Origin of the sequence: Motiliproteus sp. (genome assembly GCF_965230735.1) — a bacterium.
In the GTDB taxonomy this organism is placed as follows: Bacteria; Pseudomonadota; Gammaproteobacteria; order Pseudomonadales; family Balneatricaceae; genus Motiliproteus.
Map to the genome: position 1 here is coordinate 3,569,879 of NZ_OZ246016.1, position 22,793 is coordinate 3,592,671.

The 22,793-nt window shown below is 58.6% G+C and carries 21 protein-coding genes; 5 read left to right on the forward strand and 16 right to left on the reverse strand.

Annotated features, from left to right (window positions below; translation table 11 throughout):
* Positions 1 to 67: 67 nt before the first annotated feature.
* Genes ACO05M_RS16505 through mraZ form a run of 13 tightly spaced genes read right to left on the reverse strand, consistent with a single transcriptional unit; the run spans position 68 to position 14,496 of the window.
* Complete coding sequence (locus ACO05M_RS16505; protein WP_421865360.1) at positions 68 to 871, reverse strand: cell division protein FtsQ/DivIB; 804 nt, start codon at positions 869 to 871, stop codon at positions 68 to 70.
* Positions 871 to 1,824 carry a D-alanine--D-alanine ligase gene (locus ACO05M_RS16510; RefSeq protein ID WP_421865363.1) on the reverse strand — a complete coding sequence of 318 codons (954 nt, stop codon included), beginning with the start codon at positions 1,822 to 1,824 and terminating at the stop codon, positions 871 to 873. The genes ACO05M_RS16505 and ACO05M_RS16510 overlap by 1 nt, the downstream gene beginning before the upstream one ends.
* On the reverse strand, positions 1,824 to 3,320 hold the full coding sequence (gene murC, locus ACO05M_RS16515; protein WP_421865366.1) for a UDP-N-acetylmuramate--L-alanine ligase: 1,497 nt from the start codon (positions 3,318 to 3,320) through the stop codon (positions 1,824 to 1,826). The genes ACO05M_RS16510 and murC overlap by 1 nt, the downstream gene beginning before the upstream one ends.
* Positions 3,313 to 4,410, reverse strand: a complete 1,098-nt coding sequence (gene murG, locus ACO05M_RS16520) for an undecaprenyldiphospho-muramoylpentapeptide beta-N-acetylglucosaminyltransferase (protein ID WP_421865369.1) — start codon at positions 4,408 to 4,410, stop codon at positions 3,313 to 3,315. The genes murC and murG overlap by 8 nt, the downstream gene beginning before the upstream one ends.
* Positions 4,407 to 5,636, reverse strand: a complete 1,230-nt coding sequence (gene ftsW, locus ACO05M_RS16525) for a putative lipid II flippase FtsW (RefSeq protein WP_421865373.1) — start codon at positions 5,634 to 5,636, stop codon at positions 4,407 to 4,409. Before ftsW ends, murG begins: the two co-directional genes overlap by 4 nt.
* A complete protein-coding gene (gene murD / locus ACO05M_RS16530; RefSeq protein ID WP_421865376.1) occupies positions 5,633 to 7,018 on the reverse strand; it encodes a UDP-N-acetylmuramoyl-L-alanine--D-glutamate ligase in 1,386 nt (461 codons plus the stop codon). Before murD ends, ftsW begins: the two co-directional genes overlap by 4 nt.
* Before the next feature lie 60 nt (positions 7,019 to 7,078).
* The gene (gene mraY, locus ACO05M_RS16535) at positions 7,079 to 8,161 is read right to left on the reverse strand and encodes a phospho-N-acetylmuramoyl-pentapeptide-transferase (RefSeq protein WP_421865379.1); all 1,083 of its coding nucleotides are present in this window, start codon (positions 8,159 to 8,161) and stop codon (positions 7,079 to 7,081) included.
* A 7-nt stretch (positions 8,162 to 8,168) separates the two neighbouring features.
* Complete coding sequence (locus tag ACO05M_RS16540) at positions 8,169 to 9,557, reverse strand: UDP-N-acetylmuramoyl-tripeptide--D-alanyl-D-alanine ligase (RefSeq protein ID WP_421865383.1); 1,389 nt, start codon at positions 9,555 to 9,557, stop codon at positions 8,169 to 8,171.
* Positions 9,547 to 11,049 carry a UDP-N-acetylmuramoyl-L-alanyl-D-glutamate--2,6-diaminopimelate ligase gene (locus ACO05M_RS16545; protein ID WP_421865386.1) on the reverse strand — a complete coding sequence of 501 codons (1,503 nt, stop codon included), beginning with the start codon at positions 11,047 to 11,049 and terminating at the stop codon, positions 9,547 to 9,549. The genes ACO05M_RS16540 and ACO05M_RS16545 overlap by 11 nt, the downstream gene beginning before the upstream one ends.
* Positions 11,046 to 12,758 carry a peptidoglycan D,D-transpeptidase FtsI family protein gene (locus ACO05M_RS16550; protein ID WP_421865389.1) on the reverse strand — a complete coding sequence of 571 codons (1,713 nt, stop codon included), beginning with the start codon at positions 12,756 to 12,758 and terminating at the stop codon, positions 11,046 to 11,048. Before ACO05M_RS16550 ends, ACO05M_RS16545 begins: the two co-directional genes overlap by 4 nt.
* Positions 12,759 to 12,767: 9 nt before the next feature.
* Positions 12,768 to 13,094, reverse strand: a complete 327-nt coding sequence (gene ftsL, locus ACO05M_RS16555) for a cell division protein FtsL (protein WP_421865392.1) — start codon at positions 13,092 to 13,094, stop codon at positions 12,768 to 12,770.
* 2 nt (positions 13,095 to 13,096) lie between these two features.
* Positions 13,097 to 14,032, reverse strand: a complete 936-nt coding sequence (gene rsmH / locus ACO05M_RS16560; RefSeq protein ID WP_421865394.1) for a 16S rRNA (cytosine(1402)-N(4))-methyltransferase RsmH — start codon at positions 14,030 to 14,032, stop codon at positions 13,097 to 13,099.
* A gap of 8 nt (positions 14,033 to 14,040) precedes the next feature.
* Positions 14,041 to 14,496: a division/cell wall cluster transcriptional repressor MraZ gene (gene mraZ, locus ACO05M_RS16565; protein ID WP_421865396.1), complete on the reverse strand. Its 456-nt coding sequence runs from the start codon at positions 14,494 to 14,496 to the stop codon at positions 14,041 to 14,043.
* A gap of 352 nt (positions 14,497 to 14,848) precedes the next feature.
* Here mraZ and ACO05M_RS16570 point away from each other — a divergent pair, with 352 nt between their 5' ends.
* Both ACO05M_RS16570 and ACO05M_RS16575 read left to right on the forward strand, forming a co-directional pair.
* The gene (locus ACO05M_RS16570; RefSeq protein ID WP_421865399.1) at positions 14,849 to 16,021 is read left to right on the forward strand and encodes a JmjC domain-containing protein; all 1,173 of its coding nucleotides are present in this window, start codon (positions 14,849 to 14,851) and stop codon (positions 16,019 to 16,021) included.
* A gap of 146 nt (positions 16,022 to 16,167) precedes the next feature.
* The gene (locus ACO05M_RS16575) at positions 16,168 to 17,808 is read left to right on the forward strand and encodes a methyl-accepting chemotaxis protein (RefSeq protein WP_421865402.1); all 1,641 of its coding nucleotides are present in this window, start codon (positions 16,168 to 16,170) and stop codon (positions 17,806 to 17,808) included.
* Between the two features lie 91 nt (positions 17,809 to 17,899).
* Here the strand turns inward: ACO05M_RS16575 and ACO05M_RS16580 are convergent, their stop codons facing one another.
* Entirely contained in the window at positions 17,900 to 18,112 is a 213-nt protein-coding gene (locus ACO05M_RS16580) for a hypothetical protein (protein WP_421865405.1), read from the reverse strand.
* Positions 18,113 to 18,311: 199 nt separating this feature from the next.
* Between ACO05M_RS16580 and ACO05M_RS16585 the strand changes: the two genes are divergently transcribed.
* On the forward strand, positions 18,312 to 18,653 hold the full coding sequence (locus ACO05M_RS16585) for a hypothetical protein (protein ID WP_421865408.1): 342 nt from the start codon (positions 18,312 to 18,314) through the stop codon (positions 18,651 to 18,653).
* Positions 18,654 to 18,664: 11 nt separating this feature from the next.
* Here ACO05M_RS16585 and ACO05M_RS16590 read toward each other — a convergent pair whose 3' ends face one another.
* The gene (locus ACO05M_RS16590) at positions 18,665 to 19,309 is read right to left on the reverse strand and encodes a glycosyltransferase (protein WP_421865411.1); all 645 of its coding nucleotides are present in this window, start codon (positions 19,307 to 19,309) and stop codon (positions 18,665 to 18,667) included.
* Positions 19,310 to 19,804 carry a tRNA-queuosine alpha-mannosyltransferase domain-containing protein gene (locus ACO05M_RS16595; protein WP_421865415.1) on the reverse strand — a complete coding sequence of 165 codons (495 nt, stop codon included), beginning with the start codon at positions 19,802 to 19,804 and terminating at the stop codon, positions 19,310 to 19,312.
* Positions 19,805 to 19,965: 161 nt separating this feature from the next.
* Between ACO05M_RS16595 and ACO05M_RS16600 the strand changes: the two genes are divergently transcribed.
* Together ACO05M_RS16600 and ACO05M_RS16605 are read left to right on the forward strand one after the other, a co-directional pair.
* Positions 19,966 to 20,310, forward strand: coding sequence for a DUF3135 domain-containing protein (locus tag ACO05M_RS16600; RefSeq protein ID WP_421865418.1), 345 nt, complete (start codon positions 19,966 to 19,968; stop codon positions 20,308 to 20,310).
* A 149-nt stretch (positions 20,311 to 20,459) separates the two neighbouring features.
* A complete protein-coding gene (locus ACO05M_RS16605) occupies positions 20,460 to 22,793 on the forward strand; it encodes an efflux RND transporter permease subunit (RefSeq protein WP_421865421.1) in 2,334 nt (777 codons plus the stop codon).

The following is a 22,793-nucleotide window of genomic DNA, read 5'->3' on the forward strand; positions in this document are numbered from 1 at the left end:
TTCCTATCTGCTCGTTTTAGCTTGTCGCTGGCTGCTGTAGCGCTGTTTGTTGCTGTTTTACTGCTTGTTACTTTGCTTTCGCCGGAGCTGCCGGGGTCGGCGGTTCGGTCCAGGTCACTGCCAAACCGTTGGTATACCGGACATCCACCTGCTTGATCCGCTCGGCGTAACGTCCCAGCAGGTCCCCATAGACCTGCTTAAAACGCTGTAATTTCTCAATCACCTGGCCCCGTCCGACCACCAATCGGATGCCGTTCTTCAAGGTCAGCGTCCAGGCCCCGCGGGGTTCCATTTCCAAGCCGTCCAGTTCCAACCCCAGCGGTTGCAGCATCCGACTGAAATGGTGGAACTGTGCCATCAAGCCCAGCGAACGGTGCTCCGGCCCCATCAGCTGGGGTAATTGTTTGAATCGATCCTGTTGCTGTCGGGCAAAATCCTCCGCCGGACTGAAAATATGCCCCTCTTCATTGACCAGCCCTTCACTGCCCCAGCGCGCGATCGGTCGCTGTTCGCGCACCACCACTTCCAACTGATCCGGCCAACTGCGTTTCAGCTGCACCGAATGAACCCAAGCCAGCTGCTCCAGGCTTTGCTTGAATGCCTGCAGATCCAGCTGCGCGTAGCTGCCCGTCGGCAGCTGCCATAACTGCTGCTGCAGCTGCTCTGAAGACAGCTGCTTGAACTGCCCCGTCGAACGGTCACTGCCGACCTGAATCTGCTCCAGCGGTCGCTCGATCCAGCCCTGAAACTGCTGTCCTGCCCAGACCAAACCCAGCAGCCATAAAGGCAACTGCAACCACAGCCAGATCCGATACGGATCCAGCCAGCCTCGAGCCGAGACAGAGGTCGGTTCGACGGCCGCCGCGCTCATTACTCAGCGGTCTCCAAAATCTTCACCACCAGCTGCGAAAAGCTCAGTCCGGCTTCAGCTGCCGCCATCGGTACCAGTGAGTGATCGGTCATGCCCGGTACGGTATTGACCTCCAACAGCCAGAAGCCACCGTCACGATCCTGCATCAGATCGACCCGTCCCCAGCCCTGACAACCCACAGCCGCGAAAGCCGCTTCCGAAAGCGATCGGATCTGCGCGTCCTGCTGCGCGCTCAAGCCGGTTTCAAAGTGATAGTGGGTATCATCGGCCAGATATTTGGCTTCGTAGTCGTAGAACTGGTGTGGCGTTTCCAGCCGGATCACCGGCAATGCCTGGCCGTTGAGTACCGCCACGGTAAACTCGGCTCCCTCGATCAGACGCTCGGCAAACACGCAACGATCCAGCTCCCGCGCCTTACGGTAGGCCCGCTCCAACTGCTCAACGGTATCGGCCCGGGTGATCCCGATACTGGAGCCCTCATGATCGGGCTTGACCATCGCCGGTAACGGCAGCTGCTTTGCCAATTCGGTCCAGTTCGAATCGTCATCGAGCATCATATGGGATGGTGTCGGCAGGTCCTGGCTCAGCCACAACTGCTTACAACGAACTTTGTCCATTCCCAATGCCGAAGCCATCACACCGCTGCCGGTATAGGGTTTGCCCATGATCTCCAACGCACCCTGGATGGTGCCGTCTTCGCCCTCCGGGCCATGCAGGGCGATAAAGGCTCGATCAAAGGGTTGTGCCTGTAGCTGCTGCATCGGTGACAGGTCGCCCTGCTCGCCGTAAAGATCGATACCAAAGGCATCTACACCCGCTTCCAGCAGCCCGTTCAAGACCGCCGCGCCACTCTTGAGCGATACGGCCCGCTCCGACGAACGACCACCGTACAGCACCACAACCCGCCCGAAGCTGCCTGGATCACGCTGACTGGGTTGGATCTGAATGCTCATCACTGCTCCTCCTGCGGCGGGGTTAAGGGTTGTAACTGTCGTTGGGCCAGATCAGCCGACACCACACCCACATCGCCGGCGCCCTGGGTCAGCAGCAGATCGCCCGGTTCCAGAATGTTCTGCAGCAGACTGGCAACATCTTCGCCACGCTCGACAAACACCGGATCGACTTGGCCTCGTGCTCGGATGCTTCGACACAGACTGCGACCATCGGCACCGGGGATCGGCTCCTCACCGGCGGGGTAGATATCCATCAGCAACAACCGATCGGTCTCCGACAACACCTGGACAAAATCTTCATAGAGATCGCGGGTACGGCTATAGCGATGGGGCTGATACATCATCACCAACCGCTTATCGGGCCAGCCCTTACGGATTGCCGCGATAGTTGCAGCAACTTCCCGCGGATGGTGGCCGTAGTCGTCCACCATCATCACTTCCCCACCGGCTTTACCGGCAGCGGCATTGATCGGGAAATGGCCCTGAATCTGGAAACGTCGGCCCACCCCTTCGAAGCCGGACAGGCCCTGCTGGATCGCCTCGTCGGCAACGCCTTCGTCGGTGGCCACGGCAATACAGGCCAGCGCATTGAGCACATTGTGCATCCCCGGCATATTGAGGCTGATCTGCAGCGGTGCCAGGCCGTCCGGACGTAGTGCGGTAAAGCGGGTGGTCATCCCATCCTGCTCGATATCGATAGCGCGGTAATCGGCTTCCTCGTTGAGGCCGTAGGTCAGCACCGGACGGCTGATCTCCGGCATGATCTCGCAGACCACCGGATCGTCGGTGCAAAGCACCGCCAGCCCGTAAAACGGCAGGTTATGGAGGAACTCGACGAAGGTCCGTTTCACCTGGTTGAAGTCGCCGCCGTAGGTGTCCATATGGTCGGCGTCGATATTGGTCACGATCGACACCATCGGCTGCAGATGCAGGAAGGAGGCATCGCTCTCATCCGCCTCGGCCACCAGATAGCGGCTCTCGCCCATGCGTGCGTTGGTGCCGGCCGAAGTCAGCTTGCCACCGATCACAAAGGTCGGATCCAGTCCACCACGGGCCAACACCGATGCCATCAGGCTGGTGGTGGTGGTCTTACCGTGGGTTCCGGCCACCGCGATGCCGTGACGGTAGCGCATCAGCTCAGCCAGCATCTCGGCGCGACGTACCACCGGAATCCGGTTTGCCCTGGCAGCCATCACTTCCGGGTTTTCTTCCCCGACGGCACTGGAAACAACCACCACATCTACCCCATCGACATTTTCCTGGCGATGGCCGATTTGGATCTGCGCCCCGAGACCGTTCAGCCGCTGGGTTGACGGTGAGACCCGGATATCGGATCCCTGCACCTGATAGCCCTGATTCAACAGCACCTCGGCAATCCCGCACATGCCGACCCCGCCGATACCGACGAAATGGATCCGGCGGATACGACGCATCTCCGGCAGTTCGTAAGACAGACGCCCGGCGCGCTTACTCTGTTGATCGCTCTGTTTAGCCATTGAGGGCATACTCCTGACATTGCTGGGCCACCACCGTGGTTGCTTCCGGGGTCGCCAGGGCGCGGGCTCGTTGAGCCATCGCCGCTAATTCTTCTCGATTACTCCCTTGCTGCAGCAGTTGCAGCAGTCGGGTCTTGTCCAGCTGCGGTTGCGGCACCAGCAGCGCGGCCTGTTGTTCGCTCAGATAGCGCGCGTTGGCGGTCTGGTGATCGTCCACCGCGAACGGAAACGGCACCAGTACCGACGCCACACCGGCGATCGCCAACTCGCTGACCGTCAAGGCACCGGCCCGACAGATCACCAGATCGGCCCAGCCGTAGGCCGATTGCATATCATCAATAAAGGGCACCACCCGAGTCTGCTCATTCAACTCGATACCCGCATCGGCGTAAGCATTAAGGGTGTCTTCCAGGTTGTTGGCCCCGGTCTGATGCCATAATTGTGGTCGCTGCGATTCCGGCAATGCAGCCAGCGTCTCGACCACACACCGGTTGATCGCTTGCGCCCCAAGACTGCCGCCTACCACCAGCAAGCGAAGCGGTCCCTGGCGCTCGCCATATCGCTGCGCCGGCTCCGGCAGCGTGCCGATCGTACTACGTACCGGATTGCCGGTCGCCAATGCCTGGGCGCGCCCTTCGAACGCACCGGGGAAGGCCTCCATCACTCGGTCGGCCAACCGGGCCAGCAGCCGGTTGGTCATTCCCGGAATGGCGTTCTGTTCGTGGATCAACAACGGCTTACCCAGCATCCAGGCCGCCACCCCACCCGGGCCACTGGCAAAGCCGCCCATACCCAGCACCGCCACCGGTTGAACCTGTCGAACCACCTGCCAGGCCTGCCACAGCGCCCGCAGCAGCTTGAATGGCGCCAGCAACAAACTCAGCTTGCCTTTGCCCCGTAGTCCGGTGACCGAGATGCTGTGCAGTTTGATTCCGGCCTCGGGTACCAAGCGATTCTCGATACCCCGTTGGCTGCCCAGCCATTCGATCTGGTAACCCTGCTGCTGCAAATACTCGGCGGTGGCCAGAGCCGGGAACACATGACCACCGGTACCACCAGCCATCAACAGAACCGTTCCGCGAGCACTCATGATCTTGCCCCCGCCGCTTTGCTGCGCTTACTGCTACCGGCCGCTTTTTTCGAGCCTGTCGAGTTCTGTTGTCGATAGCGCTCCAGTTGAATCCGACACAGAATCGCCAGCATCACCAGACAGACCAGCAGACTGGAACCTCCATAACTGACCAGCGGCAACGTCAGCCCCTTGGTCGGCAGCACCCCGGCATTCACGCCGATATTGATCAGCGCCTGACCGGCGAACATGATTCCGATCCCATAAGCCACATAGCCGTGGTAACGCATGCCCTGCTCTTCGGCTCGGCGACCGATATAGAACACCCGGATAATCATCAGCGCATAAAGCAGGATCACCACCAGTGCTCCGATCAGCCCTAACTCTTCGGCCAGCACCGAGAACACGAAATCGGTATGGGCTTCGGGCAGGTAGAACAACTTCTGGACGCTGTTGCCCAGCCCCAAACCGAACCACTCACCCCGCCCAAACGCAATTTGGGCCTGGGCCAGCTGATAGCCGGCGCCGAAGGGATCGGCGAACGGATCCATAAACGAAGTCACCCGCTCCCAGCGATAGGGGGAAGAAACCACCATCACCACCGCTGCCGCAATGGCCCCCATGACCACCAGCAGAAACTGCCACAGCACCATGCCGGACAGGAAGATCATCCCCAACACGGTGCCGCCCATCACCACTACGGCACCGAAATCCGGCTCCAGCAGCAACAAACAGATAAACAGGCTCAACACCGCCATCGGTTTAACAAAACCACTCCACTGGGTCCGAACCTCATCCAGCCGACGTACCAGATAGCCCCCCATGTAGAGCACCATAAACAGCTTGGCCAACTCGGACGCCTGAAGATTGACCGGCCCCATCCGGATCCAGCGGGTGGAGCCGTTAACTTCACGACCGATCCCCGGCACCAGCACCACCACCAGCAATGCAAAACCCACCAACAGCCACCAGTGACCGGTTCGCTGCCAGAAATCCATCGGCACCAACAGCGTCACCATCGCCGCCATCAGCGCGACCACGATAAAGGCTCCGTGCTTGAAGGCGTGGTAGAACGGTGAACCATAATTCTCGTTGGATACCTCCATCGAGGCCGAGGTAATCATCAAAAAGCCGATCAACAGCAGGCTGATTGAGCTGATCAGCAGCAACGGATCGTACGGTCGTCCGCCGGTAGACAGGGTCGGCAGCCGCCAGTTTAGCGTGGGAAGACTCAGCGCCAGTCTCATGCCCCACCTCCGGCTACCGAGTTCAATGCCCGTACGGCTTCGACAAAGCAATCTCCACGATGCTCGAAACCTTTAAACATGTCGAAGCTGGCGCAGGCCGGTGACAGCAGTACCAGATCACCCGGTTCTGCCAATCCTTGGGCCAAGCCCACCGCCTCTTCGAGGCTCGAAGCCCTGACCCGATTCAACTCAGAACCCAGGTCCGACTCGATTCGCGGACCATCACGACCGATCAACACCGCAGCGCGGCCAAAGCGGGTCATCGGCCCGGCTAGGCCATCAAACTCGGCTCCTTTGCCATCGCCACCGGCGATCAGCACGATCTTGGCTCCCGGCTCAAGCTCAGGCCCCAGCCCTTCGATAGCCGCCAGGGTGGCGCCGACATTGGTGCCTTTGGAGTCGTTGTAGTAGCTGACCCCGTCCAGCTCACGAACCCACTGGCAACGGTGGGGCAGGCCTTCAAACTCTTTCACTGCCTCGAGCATCGGCTCCATCAGCAGCCCTACCGCCTCACCCAACGCCAGCGCCGCCAGCGCGTTGGCCTGGTTATGGGCACCACGCAGCTTCATCTGATCGCAAGCCAGCAGCAGGGTCGGCCCTTTCGCCAGCCAGGTCCGGCCCTCGTGTTTCACCAGGCCGAACTGCTTCAGGTCCGGTGCCCCGAGTCGGAAAGCGGTTTGGGGCACACCATCAGGCAGCAACGGCAGAGTCAGGTGATCGTCAAAGTTGTAGATTCCATGCCGACAACCAAGGTAGATCCGCTGTTTGGCGGCATGATAGGCGGCCAGATCCGCGTAGCGGTCCATATGGTCCGGGCTGACGTTCAGCACCGTGGCTGCCGCCGCCCGAAGATGCTCGGTGGTTTCCAGCTGAAAACTCGACAGCTCCAGTACATACAGCTGCGCGCCCTGATCTTCCAGCAGATCCAGTACCGGTACCCCCAGATTGCCGCCGACCCCGGCCTTAATCCCGGCTCGCTCGGCCATCAATCCCACCAGCGTGGTCACCGAACTCTTGGCATTGGAGCCGGTGATCGCCACGATCGGCGTTTCGTCGTGCTGAACCTGCTGACAGAACAGATCGATATCGCCCAACACGTCGACACCGGCCTGCTCCGCCGCCAGGATCGCCGGCTCATTGCGCGACACGCCTGGACTGACGATCAAGCGTCCAGCACGGCTGAGCCAATCGCTGTCCAGTTCGCCGCAACGCACCTCGACTTGCGGAAATGCCTGCTTGAAGGCGTCAAGATTCGGCGGCAGCTCGCGGGTATCGGCAACCGCAAAGGGCGTCCCCTTAGCCGCCAGATAACGGGCACAGGACAACCCGGTCTTACCCAGACCGATCACAATGCTGAAGTTGTCGCTGCCGATCAGTTGCATAGTCTTGCTGTCTCGCTTGCTCTCTAACGTTGTTACTTGTTTATTCGAACCGGTCGCCGCCTAGCGAAGCTTCAGCGACGCCAGCCCGATCAGCACCAGGATAACGGTGATGATCCAGAATCGAACGATGACCCGGGGCTCCGGCCAACCTTTGAGTTCAAAGTGGTGATGAATCGGTGCCATCCGGAAGATCCGCCGCCCGGTCAGCTTGAATGAACCCACCTGCAGGATTACCGATACCGTTTCCATCACGAACACGCCGCCCATAATCACCAGCACCAGCTCCTGGCGCACGATCACAGCCACAACGCCCAGCGCGGCCCCCAAGGCCAGCGCGCCGACATCGCCCATAAAGACCTGGGCCGGGTAGGTGTTGAACCACAGGAATCCCAGTCCGGCACCGACCATGGCACCGCAAAACACGATCAGCTCACCGGAACCGGCTACATAGGGAATCTGCAGGTATTCGGCAAATTTGACGTGACCGGACAGATAGCAAAACACCGCCAGTGCTCCGGCCACCAAGACGGTCGGCATGATCGCCAGACCATCCAGACCATCGGTCAGGTTGACCGCGTTGGAGCTGCCGACAATGACGAAATAGGTCAGTACCACGAAGCCAATTCCCAGCTCGATCGCGTAGTCCTTCATATAAGGGACCAGCAGATCGACCTCGACCGGACTCTCGGCGGTAAAGTAGAGCACCAATGCTGCACCCAAGCCGCCAACCGACTGCCAGAAGTATTTCCAGCGTGCCGGCAGGCCACGGGAGTTTTTCTCCACCACCTTGCGGTAATCATCGACCCAGCCGACCGCGCCGAACAGCAGCGTCACAACCAGCGTGATCCAGACGTATCGGTTGGACAGATCGCTCCACAGCAGGGTACTGACCGCGATCGCAATCAGAATCAGAGCGCCGCCCATGGTCGGCGTACCGGCCTTGCTGAGATGAGATTCGGGGCCGTCATCACGCACCGATTGGCCGATCTGATAGTGTTGCAGCTTGCGAATCATCAGCGGACCGAACAGCACCGAAATCAGCAGTGCCGTCAAAACCCCCAGAATCGCCCGCATTGTCAGGTATTGGAATACCGAAAAACCGCTAATATAGTTCGATAAAAAGTCCGCTAGAATCAACAACATCGGTCAATTACCCCTCTTCTCCAGCGGCAGCGATCAGCGCATCGACCACCTGTTCCATCGCCGCACTACGCGACCCTTTAATCAAGACACTGGTTTGCTTGTCCAGCAGAGGACGAAGCTGTTGCAGCAGTGTTTGTTTGTCCTCAAAAGCCTTTGCACGCACGGAGCCCTTGGCTGCAGCCTCGGTAAAGGCTTCCACGGTATGGCGGGAAAGCTGCCCGGCGGTGTAGACCGCATCCAACCCCTGTTCGGCAGCAAAGCGACCCAGCTCTTGGTGCAAAGCCACCGCATCCGGGCCCAGCTCGGCCATATCCCCAAGTACCAGACAGCGGGTTCCCGACAGCGATGCCAGCACACGAATCGCCGCCTTCACCGAATCCGGGTTGGCGTTGTAGCTGTCATCGATAATTCGCGAGCCGTTCAGGCCGGGCTGAGGGGCTAGCCGCCCCGCCACGCCACTGTAGCTCTCCAAGCCTCGACGGATCGGCTCCAGTTCGAAACCCAACGCATTGGCCGCCGATGCCGCCGCCAGCGCATTGGCGACCATATGCCGCCCCATCACCTGCAGTTTGACCTGGCTCTGACCATCATGGGTATTCAATACGAAGCGACAGCAACCGTCGTTGGCGGTCTCCAGATGACTGGCAAACAGATCTGCCATCGGTGAACTGAGGCTGAAGGTGCGCAATTTTCGCCCTTCCAGTCGCTCCAGCCAATAACCGGCATTGGGGTCGTCCAGATTGACCACGCCAACGCCATCCGGCTGCAAGCCGTCAAAAATCTCACCCTTGGCTTCGACCACCCCCTGCAACGAACCAAAGCCTTCCAGATGTGCGCCACCGGCGTTATTCAGTATCGCCACATCGGGTCGTGCCAGATCGGTGGTATAGGCGATCTCGCCGCGACCGCTGGCCCCCAGCTCGACCACCGCGTACTGGTGTTCGGGCTGCAGTGACAGCAGGGTCAGCGGCGCACCGATATCATTGTTCAGGTTGCCGCGAGTCGCCAACACCGGCCCCCGCTGTTCGAAAATCCGTGCCAGCATCTCTTTAACACTGGTTTTACCACTGCTTCCGGTAACGGCAACCAAGGGGCCTTCAAAGGCCTGACGATTTAATCGCGCCAGCTGTCCCAACGCAATCCGCGTATCCTTCACCAGCAGCTGCGGGAGTTCGATCGGTTGCAGTTCGGACACAACTGCCGCCACCGCACCCGCCTGTTTCGCCGCCTCAACAAAGCGATTGCCGTCGAAATTCGGCCCGTTCAGGGCAACAAACAGATCGCCGCTCTTAAGGCTGCGTGAATCGGTACTGACGCCCTGGATACGCGCCTCACCCTGACAAGCTTGAGCCGCCAGTGGCTGCTGCAGATCGCTGAGTTTCCAATTACTGAGCATCGGTTCCTCCCAGAATCTGAGTTACGGTTTCGATATCGCTGTAGCGATGGCGCACGCCATTGATCTCCTGATAATCTTCATGCCCTTTACCGGCGATTAAAATCACATCTTCGGGCCCGGCTGCCGCGATTGCCTGGGCAATGGCCGCGGGCCGATTCACCTCGGTCCGAACGCTGGCAGACCTCTGAACCCCGCTCATGACCTCGTCGATGATCGCTTGAGGGTCTTCGGTGCGCGGATTATCGCTGGTCACCACCAGATAATCCGCCTGCTGCTCCGCCGCTTTCGCCATCTGCGGCCGTTTACCCCGGTCCCGATCACCACCGCAACCGAACACACACCATAGCCGTCCCTGAACGTGCTCTCGCAACGAACTCAAGGCTTTATCCAACGCGTCGGGGGTATGGGCGTAATCGACCACTACCAGCGGCTGATTCGGCTGGTCAAAGGCCTGCATTCTGCCTTCGACACCTTCAATTTGATTCAGTGCCGTCACCGCAGTCTGAATATCAATACCCGCGCCGATCAACACACCCAACGACGCCAACAGGTTATCCAGGTTGAAACGTCCCAACAGTGGGCTATCGATGCCGACAACGCCCCAGGGCGTATCGATCTGCGCTTCGATCCCTCTGCGGTTCAACCGACACTGGCTGACCTGAAGCTGCAGCGCCCGGGACTGCAGATCCTGATCCAAGGGTTGTTCTCCGTAGGCCAGTACCTCTACGCCTGCCGGAATCCGCTTAATCAGGGCTCGACCGAAGGGGTCATCGCTGTTAACCACCGCGTGACGGATCGGGTACTGCAACAACAAGCGGGCCTTAGCCTCGCCGTAGGCCTCCATGCTGCCATGATAATCCAGATGATCCCGGCTCAGATTGGTAAACACCGCCTGCTCAAAAGCCACGGCGCTGACCCGTCCCTGTTCTAACGCATGGGACGACACCTCCATCGCCACCGCACCGGCCTGTTGCTGCTGCAATTGTGCCAGCAGTCGCTGCAGCTGCACCGCATCGGGCGTGGTATGAGTGGCCGGTTCCAACGAACCCAGAAACCCGTTACCGGTGGTGCCGATCACGGCGGCACGCTGGCCAAACCGCTCCAACGCGGCCGCAATGAAATGACTGCAGGAGGTTTTGCCGTTGGTACCGGTAATCCCGACCATATGCAGCTTGCGACTCGGGCTGCCGTAAAAGCGGTCAGCCAACTCACCCTGCCGGTCCGTCAGGTGCTCAACCCGTATCACCGGTACCGATAGCGAAACCAGGGCACCGTCATCCTCGGTCAACACCGCCACCGCCCCGGCGGCAACGGCTGCCTCGGCAAAACGGTTACCGTCGACGTTCAAACCACGACAGGCCAGAAACAGATCGCCGCCTTGAATTCGGCGGCTGTCATTTTCGATCCCACTGATCCTTAGTTGCCCCACCTCCGGCGGCAGAGCCAGGTCCGGCAACAGCTGTTGCAATGTCATCTCGCGGCTGCGTTTCATGGACTGCTCCAGGCCAGCTGTTGTTCCAACGGCATCGGCAATTTATCCGGTGCAACATTCATCAAACGCAAGGTGCCGGCCATGATACGCGAGAATACCGGAGCAGCCACCTCACCGCCGTAGTACTCCTGCCCCTGCGGCTCATCGACCACCACCACCGCAACAAAGCGCGGATTCTCAACCGGTGCAACGCCGGCAAAGGCGGCTACATACAGATCTTCCTCGTAGCCATTTCGACCAACCTTATGAACCGTGCCTGTTTTCCCGGCGACCCGGAAAGCCGGAACCTGTGCCCGGCGCCCTGTTCCCCCTTTAAGGGTGACCTGCTCCATCATCTCCAACACCTGCCGAGCCACCGGCTCGGGCATAATGCGCTCGGAATGGATCGAATCCCCCTCTTTAATCTTCAGCAACGACAGGTCCGGCTTGATCCCGTTACCACCGAACGCCAGATAGGCCTGAGCCAGCTGCAGCGGCGTCACCGACAGGCCATAGCCGTAGGACATCGCAGCCCGCTCAACCACACGTTTCTCCGGCACAAAGGGAAGCGACCCGACCCGCTCTCCGGGGAAGCCGGTACCGGTGTCACGCCCCAAACCGGCGTTATACATCATATTGCGGACGGCGCCGGGCTCGATGCTGAGCGCCAATTTAGTCGCACCGACATTGCTGGACTTGCTGATAATCCGCCCCAGGTCCAACTCACCGTAATTTCGATGATCACGAATGGTCCGGTTCTTAACCCGGATATAGCCTGGAGAGGTATTAATCTTGCTGTTGGCCCGGTATTTACCGCTGGCCATCGCCGCCGCCACCGTCAGCGGTTTCATCGGCGAACCCGGCTCGAAGGTATCGGTCATCGCCCGGTTACGCACATGGGACGGTTTCAGATCACTGCGGTCATTGGGGTTATAGGAGGGCTGATTGACCATCGCCAGCACCTCACCGGTCTGCACATCCAATACCACCGCCGAGCCCGAACGGGCCCGATGCTGCTGTACTGCCGCCTTCAGCTCGCGATAGGCCAGATACTGGATCCGCAGATCAATACTCAATTGCAGATCCTGTCCCGGCTTGGCTTCGCTGAGCGCTTGGATCTCTTTGATGGTCCGGCCTAAACGGTCTTTGAGAACTCGCTTCTTACCCTTCTCGCCGCGCAACCAATCCTCGTAGGCCAGCTCCATGCCTTCCTGGCCCTGACCATCGACGTTGGTAAATCCGACCAGATGGGTGGCCACTTCGGCTGCGGGATAGTAGCGTTTGTATTCGCTCTGACTGAACACGCCATCCAATCCCAGTGCCAGCACCTTATTGGCTTCAACCGGGGCCATGTGGCGGCGCAGATAAACGAACTTCTTTCCGGTACTACGCTTGAGAATCCGCTCCAGACGGCTGTCCGAGAATTCCAACGCCCGTGCCAGCGCTTTTTTCTGAGTTTTGTCGGCCGAGAAGATACGCGGATCGAACCACAGGCTTTGCACCGGAGCACTGACGGCCAGGGGCTCGCCGTTCCGATCCAGAATCATGCCCCGATGGGCCGGAATTGGAACCACGCGCAGGCTTCGGGCATCGCCCTGACCTTTGAGAAAATCATCTTCGAACAGGTGCAGATGTACGATTCGGGCCGCGATCACCAGCGCCAGCACAGACAACATCAGCAACACCAGCCGGAAACGCCAGCGGTAAGGCAAGATCACCGGTTCACTCATCCCGACCTCCTAACGTACGACTACAATCTCTTCGGGTGAAGGCACATACATACCCAGCTGCTTGGTCACGGCCCGTTCGACACGCCCATGGGCGGCCAACGCACTCTGCTCCAATAACAACTGCCCCCACTCCACCTCCAGTGCATTTCGTTGCTGAATCAACTGCTGTTGTTGATTGAACGCCTGACGGTATAAAAAAGCACTGTATATAACCGCCAATGAGCTGATCACGACTGCCGTCAGCAGCAGCACCAGCAACATCGAGCGTGCCGACAGACTCAAATCCGGCAGACTCGCCTTAAGACGTTCGGCACCGACCAGCACTCGTTTGACCATGATCAGGCCAGCTTTTCTGCAACCCGCATCACAGCACTGCGGGCCCGCACATTCTCAGCCACCTCGGGCGCGCTCGCTTTGCGAGCCTTACCGATCGCTTTCAGACGCTGATTCAACTGCGCATAAGGAACCGGCAGACCCGGAGGCGCTTCATCCCCTCGGACATGCTTGCGAATAAACCGTTTGACGATCCGATCCTCCAGCGAATGAAAACTGATCACGACCAGTCTCCCCCCCACTCGCAGCCCCTCCAGCGCCTGCTCCAGGCAGGCGGTCAGATCGTCAAGCTCTCGGTTTATATGGATACGTATGCCCTGAAACGCCCGGGTCGCCGGGTTTTTACCTTTTTCCCAGCGGGGGTTAGCCGCTGCGATGATATCGGCCAGCCGCTTGGTGGTCTCAATCGGCTGTTTTTGCCGCTCTTCGACGATGGCTCGCGCCATCCGCCGTGAAAACCGCTCCTCACCATAGAGGTAAAGAACATCGGCAATCTCTTTCTCTTCCGCGCGAGCGATCCATTCAGCCGCACTCTCACCGACGCTGGTATTCATCCGCATATCCAGCGGCCCGTCGCGCAAAAAGCTAAAGCCACGCTGGGGATCATCCAGCTGGGGGGAAGAAACGCCCAGATCCAGCAACAGCCCATCGAGCTTGCCGTGCAGGCCCCGACGTTTCAGCTCATCGCCCAACTCGGCAAAAGAACCGTGCACGATCTCGAAACGCGAATCCTCGGCCGACAATTGCTGCGCCACCTCGATCGCCTGCGGGTCCTTATCGAACCCCAGCAACTGCGCACCGGCATCGAGTTGCGACAGGATCAGTCGGGAATGACCGCCACGCCCAAAGGTCCCATCGGCATAACAGCCGGCCGGATCGGAGATCAGCAGTTCGACCGCCTCATCCAGAAGCACTGTCTTATGTTTAAATTCATCACCCATGTTCACACCTACAGCGACAGGGTCTTTAAATCGTTGGGCACCAAACCCGCCCCTTCTGACACATCAAGATATGCATCACGGGTCTGGTGCCATAACCGCTCACTCCAGATTTCAAACTTGTTGCCCTGACCGAGCAGCACCACGCGGCGCTCGATCTCGGCAAAGTCCCTCAGCGGCGCCGGCAGCAACAGTCGACCGCTACCATCCATATCCACCTCGGAGGCATGCCCGATCACCAGACGCTTCAAACGACGGGTGGCCGGGTCAAAACTAGGTACCGAGTTCAGTTTCTGCTGCACAATCTCCCATTCGGGCAGGGTGTGCAGCGTCAAGCACTGATCAAACGGGTCAACGGTGACGAACATCTTGCCGTCACAGCGATCCGCGATGCGTTCACGGTAGCGGGTTGGCATCGCCATCCGCCCCTTCGCATCCAGATTGATCTCGCTGACACCGCTGAACATGGTTGGTTATAACCTCAGAATAAATTCCACTTTTACCCACATTTTCCCACTATAGCACACTAAGCAATCAGAAATACCACTTTTACCCACTAACCACCACCTCTTCACGCGGTGGATCGGCAGGGTATGAATCGGGCAAATACAGCCCTGTTATTTTCGACAAAGAAAATACATAAAATTGTTTATATTCAGTGTGTTAAACAGATTCGAACTATCTACCTTCCAGCCAACATCATGAACAGAATCCCGTTTAACGCCAGCCATGGAACAGCCGACAAGGCGACGGTTTCCTCCCTTGGGCAACTCAGCGATAATGCGCCCATTTCCCACCCAACCCTGGAAACAGCCCCCGATGACCACAACCGCAGCGCTACAACAACTAGGTGAAATCGACGTCGAAACCTTTTTGCGCGATTACTGGCAGCGCAAACCCTGCCTGTTCCGCGCCGCCTTCAAAGATTTTGTGGAAGTCATCAGCCCGGACGAGCTGGCCGGCATGGCCTGCGACGAGGAGGTAGAGTCACGGCTACTGATCACAGAGCCGGAGACCGGACAATTTGAACTGCGCCACGGTCCCTTTGAGGAGTCGTTGTTTGGAGAGCTTCCGGCCAGCCACTGGAGCCTGCTGGTTCAGGGGGTCGACCAATGGATCCCGGAAGCGGCTGATCTGGTGGAGCAGTTTCGCTTTATCCCCACCTGGCGGCTGGATGACCTAATGATCAGCTACTCCACCCCCGATGGTGGCGTCGGTCCGCACTATGACAACTACGATGTCTTCATCATCCAGGCCCAGGGGCGCCGTCGCTGGGAGATTGGCGGCCACTACACCGAGCAGCAGGCCGAATTTCTGCCCGATCAACCGGTGCGCATCCTGAAACACTGGCACCCCGAACAAAGCTGGGAGCTGGAACCGGGCGATATGATCTATATTCCGCCCCGTGTCGGCCACAACGGCGTCTCGTTGAGCGACGACTGCGTCAACTATTCGGTGGGCTATCGCGCTCCCCACGCCCACGAACTGCTGCGCCACCTGGCCGGCTACTGCGAACAACACTGCGCCGATGAGATGCGCTACAGTGACTCATCCTTGGAGTTACGCCGCAACCCCGGCGAAATCACCGATGGCGACCTGCAGCGTGTACGCCAGTTGCTGATGCCGATCCTGGACGACCCGCAACAACTCCGTCGCTGGTGGGGTGAGATGGCCACCGAGCCCAAAGACCCGCAACTGGACCACAATGCCGAGCCGCTGACCGCCGATCAAGTTCCAGCGGCTTTGGCGCAACCGGGCCAGGTCAGACGCTGCGAAGGGATTCGCTTTGCCTTTAGTTGCGAAAACGATCGCTGCCACCTCTTTGTCGACGGCGAGCATCACCCGCTCGCGACCGCTGAGCTGGAGTTGGTGCAATTGCTCTGCAACCAGAATCGCTACGACCGAGAACAGCTGGCTGACTGGTACCAACACCCGGGCCCTGCAGAGCTGCTAGAGTTACTGTTTGCTCGCGGCCAGCTCTATCTGGACTAGCGCTGCCAGGCGGTAGATTGAAAAGCCGATTATGATCACGATCAAAATAACAATATAAAAGCTGCGGAAATACGCTACCCCCCTTCCTTTATGAGGGATAGCTACTTAGTATCTCTGGAGTTTTGTGACGGGAGTAGGAGCCTCATATGAGTTCGTCAAGCATCGCCAAACAGCAAGGAGCTGGGATCGGACTTAAGATCGATATCACTCTGGCGGCTATTTTTATATCGCTGCTGGTTTTCTCATCCATCTACCAATACAGCAACCAACAGAAAATGGTTGAGGAGATGGTGCTGGATCAGGCACGCGTGCAGGCGGAGAGCTTCTTCGACAACATCAATACGCTGATGTTGACCGGCCAGATGAGCCGTCAGGATATCGCCCGCGACAAAACCATGAGCCATGAGACCGTGCTCGACGCCCGAGTCCTGCGAGCCGACAGCATCAAAACGATCTATGGTCCGGGCCAGGCCACCGCCCAGCCTGCGGATGAATTCGATCGCCTGGCACTTCAGGGGCAACCCCAACAGAACATCTCCAGCACCCCGAATGGCCGGGTGCTGACCCTGGTCACCCCACTGGAGTCATCCGACAACTTCAAGGGCAGCGGCACCAACTGCATGACCTGCCACCCATCCAGCCAAGGCGATATCCTGGGTGCGGTCAGAATTGATTACTCACTGGCGGCCTTTGACCAGCATGTGACCAATCAACTCTGGACCAACATCGTCCTTAGCAGCCTGCTGTTGCTGGTGGGCTGGATCGTGGTTCGGATCATCCTGCGCCGAATGGTGATCGTACCGCTGGGCAAAGTCAGCCAGACGATCCACGCCATCGAACAGAGCGCCAATCTGGACCTGAAAATCGAACTCAACCGCAGTGACGAACTCGGCACCGTGGCCAACAGCTTCAACGGCATGATGGATAAGTTCCGCTCCATCATCATCCATCTGAACCAACTGACCGAACAGCTGAGTCAGCAATCGGTCAGCTTCCGCGATACCGCTCAACATAGCCTGTCATCGATTCAACAGCTCAACAGCGAGACTGAACAGGTTGCCACGGCGATGACGGAGATGGACCAAACCGCCCAAGGTGTTTCCGATAACGTCAACGAAGCGGCCAAAGCCACCGAGGCAGTTGAGCAGCAGACAATTCAGGGACAGAAGACTGTCGCAACCGCCATCTCTGGGATCGAATCGCTGGCCTCCGAACTGCAGACGGCCGACAGCATCGCCACCCAACTGCACGAAAACTCCGACGCGATTGTCAAGGTCGTTGATGTGATCGCCGGTATCGCCGAACAGACCAACCTGCTGGCTCTCAATGCGGCCATCGAGGCGGCCCGGGCCGGTGAACAGGGACGGGGCTTTGCGGTTGTCGCCGACGAGGTTCGCGCACTGGCGACCCGAACCGGCCAGTCGACCAATGAGATCCGCAGCATGATCGAGCAGTTGCAGCAACAGACCCAACGAACCAGCTCAGTGGTCGCTCAGAGCTGCGAATGGGCGCAAAGCAGTGTCAGCCAGAGCCAGGAGACCGGCGCGGTGCTGACCGAAGTCTCGAATGCCGTCAGTAACGTTGCCACCCTCAACAGCCAGAACGCTGCTTCGGCCGAGCAGCAACAGATGGTGGCCGGTGAGATCAATAAAAACGTGCTGGCGATCAACGATATTGCCGGACAGGCTCAGGACAACGCTCAGTTGATGGCCGATGCCAGCGACGAACTGGGACGACTGACCGAACAACTGAACAGCATGATCGAGCAGTTCCAGGTCAACAGCTAGCCGGCAACGGCAAGCACTGAGTAGCAATAATAAAGCCCGCGCCGGTTATCCGGCGCGGGCTTTTTTGTTCGCCTAACTGGTTGGTGTAGGTTTATTCGTATACGTGATAACAGCAGCGATAAAGATCGGGATCAGGCTTTGACACCAAACGATCAATCCGCTGATGCAGCCTTTCGATATTGACCCCTTCGGCCTTCAACTCCGACTCGATATGCAGCAGACGCTGCTTCTGTGCACGGGGGTTTGCGTACAGCGACAGGATCAGTTCAGCATCATGTTGGAGCAGATCACTTTGTTGACTCATCAGGAAGACCCTCCTCAGGGCTTGTTACCACATGAAAAAAGCTCTCCCGGCAAGTATAGACAAGCTCACCGGAACGCAACCCGGTAACGAAAAATACTGTCCCAAATCAACAAGCGTCGCCCAATTAGCTGCCTCAGCTTGACGCCAACCGATGACTGACCCTAGATTCAAACCAGACAACAACCATGGAGAAGGTCACATGCGCGCCCTACCCCCATCCGCGTCAACGGCAACCCTGGCAGCGCTGTTATTGTCACTGGCAGGCAGCCCGGCACAGGCCCATTTCTTTGCCGAAGCTCATGACTGCGAGGCACCGGAAAAACCGCTGGAATTTATCACCGAACTCGACCGGCAACAGTTCGAACAGCAGGTGGAGGCCTATCGAAACTGCCTGCAGAACTTCGTCAATAAACAGAATGCGGCGATGGAGAAACACCGCAGCGCTGGCCAGCGTGCAGCAGACAGTTGGGATCGTTACCAGCAACAGGTCCTAGGGGTGACTCCGACGGAACAGCCGACCGAGCCGGCCACCACTCAGTAGTTTCGAACAGCCTAGTCGGCCCGTTCGAGGGTCCGACGAAAGCATCGACGGTATGCGTCGGCCTGCTCAGGCCAACGCAACCAGGCTACCGACAGCGCACCGACACTACCCTCCCCCAGACGCTGCTGCTGAGACTGGATCAAATCAGCAGCGTGCTGCGCTTCGCGCTCCACCGATTCCAGATCTCCGCTGTAGAGGCAGTCCGATGGCACCAGCTCCGGATAAGCCAGCCGGTCCGGCAGTACCGGCAACGCGCCCGCCTCAATCGCTTCCAGCACAGCCACTCCCTGGAATTCATGAATCGACGTCGAGATCACCAGCTGCGCCCAGCCCAGCCAGCGCTGATAGTCGGCTCGGGACTCGGCATAACCGAACTGCACCAAGCGATGCGAAAAATCCTGCCGAATCTGTTCAAAGGATTCCGGGATCTGACGAAACTGCTCCCCCAGCAGCGCGATTTCGAAGTCCACCTGACGGGCCTCCAGCTGCTGCAGCAAGGCCAGCAGCCGGTCGGGACCCTTATCGTACTCCCACCGTGCCGCCCATAGCAGTCGAACCGGCCCAACCGACGGACAACGACCGGGGTCAGAAGCCATTGAATCCGGCAGCGCCTGTGGCGCCTGGGATTCCCGATCCCGTAGCGGGACGGGCAACACCTAGGTACGCCCCTGTAGCAGCGACTCCAAATCCCGCGGTCGATGATCGGGCAGCCGTGAAAGCAGCGCTCTAGCGCCGCTAAAAAAGCTATCCCGGTTATAGGCTGAATTAAACAGCACCCTATCGGCCGCTAACGCTCCGTAGATATTGACCATCTGCGCCTCGACCCCGGGATGCTGAGTCGCACTCTTCGGATAGGCAAACTGATTTTCGTGAAAATAGAGCAGTGTCGGAGTCGCCGCCAGACTCGGCACCAGCCCTTTAAGCGTCGCCAAGTCCACCATGGAGGTCGCGATCAGCAGATCGTAGGACTGGTGCAACACTTCATGCTGCTCCGCCAACCACGACAGCGGCGCACCACGGATACGCCAGCTGAAATAACGTGCCGGCAGTGTCAGCAATCGCCAGTCATGCTCGGGCAGCGCCTCCATCATGCCCTCGCACCAATAGCGGTGACTGGCGGCATGGTAGGCACTGAGCAGCAAAATCCTCAAACCTGTCTCTCTCTTCCGTACAACTCGATCACTCGCCTCGCTCCGCGCCCGGCCCTCAGCCTATAGCCTTCAGCCGCAAAAATACGCCGTCAAAAAGCGACTAAACTAAAGGCGAGAGGTGCATAGCACAAGGATTCTCACCATCAAAAAGGATTATTAGGATGGAACAATTACCTGAATTTGATGATCTGGTGGCGCTGGCCGACGCAGATCCGCAAGCCTTCGATGATCTGCGCCAACGCGCATGCCAGCAATATATCCAAACCGTTCCCCGGGCGCATCGACACAAACTCCGCGCCGTTCAGCACCGGGTTGAAGTCACCCTGCAGCGGGCTAAGACCCCCATTGCCGGGGTCATTCAACTATCCGGCATGATGCATGACAGCCTCTATCAGCTGTCGACCAAACTCGATCAAATCTATCCCCACTCCAAAGCTCCCGCATCGGAAACAACCGAGCACGACAACCTAGTCCTACTGCAGGAGTGGAAGCGGAAACACCACTGACCCTCTGCAATCCATGGTTTGCTAGGCAAGCATCTCGATGAACTAAACTGATCCCGATGTGCAAAGATCACCTTTGCACTTGAACAGAGGCCGGACGGGATGCTTAGATGCCAGCTTCGGCCCCCTGTTCATGCAAATGGATGCCTGTCATGGATGCGTTTTATCAGCAACTTCTTCGATTCCGTTTACTGGTTGTACTGGCTGCCATCGTACTGGTGGTAGCCGCCGCTGCCGGCGCCCAGAAACTGGTATTTAAAAGCGACTACCGGGTCTTTTTCGGGCAGGAAAATCCGCAGCTGCAGAATTTCGAGCGGATGCAGAAAACCTTCGCCAAAAGCGACAACGCCCTCTTCATTCTGGCCCCTAAGGACGGCAACGTCTTCAGCCAGCAAGCCTTGGCCGCGATGGCCTGGCTGACCGAACAGAGCTGGCAGCTTCCCTATTCCACCCGGGTCGATTCGATCACCAACTTCCAGCATACCTATGCCGAAGAGGACGACATGATCGTCGAGGATCTGGTGTTCGACCCCGAGGCTCTCGATGAGCCAGAGGTGCAGCGTATCCGCCAGATCGCGCTGAACGAGCCCCTGATCGTCAACCGGCTGTTATCGGCTGACGGCCGGGTTGCCGCGGTTAATGTCAACGTTCACCTGCCGGGCATCAATCTGGTGGAAGAGATTCCGGAAGTTGTGGTCGGCGTTCGGGCCCTGCGCGACCAGCTGGTTGAACGCTACCCGCAGATTGACGTCTATCTCAGCGGTATGGTGATGATGAACAACACCTTCGCTGAAGCTTCGCTCAACGACAGCGCCACGCTGGTACCCTTGATGTTTCTGGCGGTTATTCTGCTGATCGGCATACTGATACGCACCATCGGCGGCCTGGTGGCGACTCTGGTGATCATCATCGCCAGCATCGCCGGCGCGATGGGACTGGCCGGCTGGTACGGGCTCTTCCTGACCGGACCATCCGCTTCGGCGCCTACCATTATTTTAACCCTGGCGGTCGCGGACTGTGTCCATATCCTGAGCACCTTCTACCACGAGATGCGCTCCGGGGTTGAGCAGAAAAAGGCCCTGATCAACAGCCTCAAGATCAACACCCAGCCGGTGATACTAACCAGTGTCACCACCGCGATCGGCTTTCTGAGTATGAACTTTTCCGACTCACCACCCTTTGCCGATCTGGGTAACATTGTCGCCGTCGGGGTCATGCTGGCCTGCGTTCTGGCGTTGACGCTGTTCCCGGCAATGCTGGCCTTGATGCCGTTGAAAGCGACGCTCCGTACGGAAAACCAGAATACCCTGATGGACCGGGTCGCCCGTTTCGTTATCGACCGCCGCACACCGCTGCTGTGGGGCTCGGTGGCCCTGATTCTGCTCACCATCGCTCAGATTCCGCGCAACGAGCTCAATGATGATTTCGTCAAGTACTTTGACCAGTCGGTGGAGTTCCGCCAGGCCGCCGACTTCAGCGATGAGCACCTGACCGGGATGTCGATCCTTGAGATTGAACTCAGCAGCGGAGAAAGCAGCGGCATCAACAACCCGACCTATCTGCAACAGGTCGAAGACCTGACCAACTGGTTGCGTCAGCAACCCGAAATGGTTCATGTGAACAGCCTGACCGACATCATGAAACGGCTGAACCGCAACATGCACGGTGACGATCCGTCCTACTATCGACTGCCCGATAACCGCGAGCTGGCAGCCCAGTATCTGCTGTTATATGAGATGTCATTGCCCTATGGCCTGGATCTGAACAACCAGATCAATGTCGACAAGTCCGCTACACGCCTGATCGCCACCTGCCACAACCTGACCAGCAACCAGATCATTGACCTGGAGCGCCGTACCGAGCAGTGGCTGGCCGAAAACGCCCCGGGGCTGAAGAGTGCCATCGCCAGTCCGTCGCTGATGTTCGCCCATATCGGCAAACGCAATATCGAAAGCATGCTGATCGGCACCCTTACCGCGCTGGTGCTGATCTCGGTGCTGCTGGGCTTTGCCTTGCGTTCACTCAAGTTCGGTATTATCAGTCTGGCCCCTAACCTGATCCCGGCGGGCCTTGCCTTTGGTTTATGGGGTATGTGGGTCGGCGAAGTGGGATTGGCCCTGTCGGTGGTGACCGGGATGACCCTGGGGATTATTGTCGACGATACGGTCCACTTCCTGAGCAAATACCTGTATGCCCGACGACAGCGTAATGACAGCGCCAAGCAAGCGATCATCTATGCCTTCCACAGCGTCGGCAAAGCCCTGTGGATCACCACCGTGGTGCTGTCGGTGGGCTTCCTGATCCTGTCGCTGTCGACCTTCAAGGTCAACGCCGACATGGGACTGCTGACCGCGATCACCATTGTGATCGCGCTGGTGGTTGATTTTATTCTGTTACCCATTTTGATCTTGCTGTTCGACAAGGAGTCGAGCCAGACCAGCAGTGATAACCCGGCCGCCCCGGCCACATCCCGTCAGGAGATCTGA

What these genes read in the sequence shown, in the direction of transcription:
- ACO05M_RS16505 (WP_421865360.1), bottom strand. Translation starts at nt 871, where the DNA reads ATGAGCGCGGCGGCCGTCGAACCGACCTCTGTCTCGGCTCGAGGCTGG.
- ACO05M_RS16510 (WP_421865363.1), bottom strand. Translation starts at nt 1,824, where the DNA reads ATGAGCATTCAGATCCAACCCAGTCAGCGTGATCCAGGCAGCTTCGGG.
- murC (WP_421865366.1), bottom strand. Translation starts at nt 3,320, where the DNA reads ATGGCTAAACAGAGCGATCAACAGAGTAAGCGCGCCGGGCGTCTGTCT.
- murG (WP_421865369.1), bottom strand. Translation starts at nt 4,410, where the DNA reads ATGAGTGCTCGCGGAACGGTTCTGTTGATGGCTGGTGGTACCGGTGGT.
- ftsW (WP_421865373.1), bottom strand. Translation starts at nt 5,636, where the DNA reads ATGAGACTGGCGCTGAGTCTTCCCACGCTAAACTGGCGGCTGCCGACC.
- murD (WP_421865376.1), bottom strand. Translation starts at nt 7,018, where the DNA reads ATGCAACTGATCGGCAGCGACAACTTCAGCATTGTGATCGGTCTGGGT.
- mraY (WP_421865379.1), bottom strand. Translation starts at nt 8,161, where the DNA reads ATGTTGTTGATTCTAGCGGACTTTTTATCGAACTATATTAGCGGTTTT.
- ACO05M_RS16540 (WP_421865383.1), bottom strand. Translation starts at nt 9,557, where the DNA reads ATGCTCAGTAATTGGAAACTCAGCGATCTGCAGCAGCCACTGGCGGCT.
- ACO05M_RS16545 (WP_421865386.1), bottom strand. Translation starts at nt 11,049, where the DNA reads ATGAAACGCAGCCGCGAGATGACATTGCAACAGCTGTTGCCGGACCTG.
- ACO05M_RS16550 (WP_421865389.1), bottom strand. Translation starts at nt 12,758, where the DNA reads ATGAGTGAACCGGTGATCTTGCCTTACCGCTGGCGTTTCCGGCTGGTG.
- ftsL (WP_421865392.1), bottom strand. Translation starts at nt 13,094, where the DNA reads ATGGTCAAACGAGTGCTGGTCGGTGCCGAACGTCTTAAGGCGAGTCTG.
- rsmH (WP_421865394.1), bottom strand. Translation starts at nt 14,032, where the DNA reads ATGGGTGATGAATTTAAACATAAGACAGTGCTTCTGGATGAGGCGGTC.
- mraZ (WP_421865396.1), bottom strand. Translation starts at nt 14,496, where the DNA reads ATGTTCAGCGGTGTCAGCGAGATCAATCTGGATGCGAAGGGGCGGATG.
- ACO05M_RS16570 (WP_421865399.1), top strand. Translation starts at nt 14,849, where the DNA reads ATGACCACAACCGCAGCGCTACAACAACTAGGTGAAATCGACGTCGAA.
- ACO05M_RS16575 (WP_421865402.1), top strand. Translation starts at nt 16,168, where the DNA reads ATGAGTTCGTCAAGCATCGCCAAACAGCAAGGAGCTGGGATCGGACTT.
- ACO05M_RS16580 (WP_421865405.1), bottom strand. Translation starts at nt 18,112, where the DNA reads ATGAGTCAACAAAGTGATCTGCTCCAACATGATGCTGAACTGATCCTG.
- ACO05M_RS16585 (WP_421865408.1), top strand. Translation starts at nt 18,312, where the DNA reads ATGCGCGCCCTACCCCCATCCGCGTCAACGGCAACCCTGGCAGCGCTG.
- ACO05M_RS16600 (WP_421865418.1), top strand. Translation starts at nt 19,966, where the DNA reads ATGGAACAATTACCTGAATTTGATGATCTGGTGGCGCTGGCCGACGCA.
- ACO05M_RS16605 (WP_421865421.1), top strand. Translation starts at nt 20,460, where the DNA reads ATGGATGCGTTTTATCAGCAACTTCTTCGATTCCGTTTACTGGTTGTA.